The organism is Kitasatospora sp. MY 5-36 (genome assembly GCF_001182915.1).
Taxonomy (GTDB): domain Bacteria; phylum Actinomycetota; class Actinomycetes; order Streptomycetales; family Streptomycetaceae; genus Kitasatospora.
Map to the genome: position 1 here is coordinate 1 of NZ_LFVW01001322.1, position 901 is coordinate 901.

A 901-nucleotide genomic window follows, 5' to 3' on the forward strand; every position below is an offset into this window, starting at 1 on the left:
CCAACGCCCGCGTCGCCGGGATCGCCTTCGGCTGGCGCCAGCCGGTGGCCGCCCTGGTGGTGGCCTCGGCCGTGCTGGCCCCGCTGGGCACCGGCCTGTGGTGGGCGCTGACCGGCGCCGGCGGGCCGCTGCACCGCGGCCAGGCCGACCAGGTCCCCGCGTTCATCGCCGAGGAGGCCGGCACCACCGACCGGGCCCGCACCCTGGTCGTCACCGGGGAGAAGGGCGGCGGCGCGGTCCGCTACACCGTGCTGCGCGGCGCCGGTCTGACGCTCGGCCAGGCCGAGTCCACCGTCGACCCGGCGACCGGCACCCAGGACGGCCTGAACAAGATGGTCGGCAGCCTGCTGGCCGGCTCCGGCGCCGACCAGGCGAGCGCCCTGGCCGGCTACGGCATCGCCTATGTGCTGGTCCAGCAGCCGGTGATCGACGCCTTCAAGGACGTCCTGGACACCACCCCCGGCCTGGTCAAGGCCAACCAGGACGGCGCCGCCGCGCTCTGGCAGGTCAACGGCACCCCCGCGGTCCGCGCGGTGATCACCGCCCCGGGGGCCACCCCGGTGGTCGTCCCGTCCGGGGCCCGCGACCTGTCCGCCACCGTCCCGGCCGGCCCGGACGGCCGGGTGCTGCGGCTCGCCGAGTCCGCCGCCCCGGAGTGGAAGGCCACCGTCAACGGCACCGCGCTGGAGCCCACCACGGTCGACGGCTGGGCGCAGGGCTTCAAGCTCCCGGCCGCCGGCGGCAAGCTGGCCGTCACCCGCGAGGGCGGCGCCGCCCACACCGGCTGGATCTGGGCCCAGGTGCTGCTCGGCCTCACCATCCTGGTGCTGGCCCTGCCCGGCCGCCGCAGCCACAAGGACGACGACCTGCCGGAGCCGGACGGGCCGATCAGGCAGAACAC

Annotated in this window: 1 pseudogene; it reads left to right on the forward strand. The window is 77.0% G+C overall.

What is annotated here, in order from left to right:
- Nucleotides 1-901 (forward strand): annotated as a pseudogene (locus AE652_RS47190) (family 2 glycosyl transferase); the annotation flags it as partial.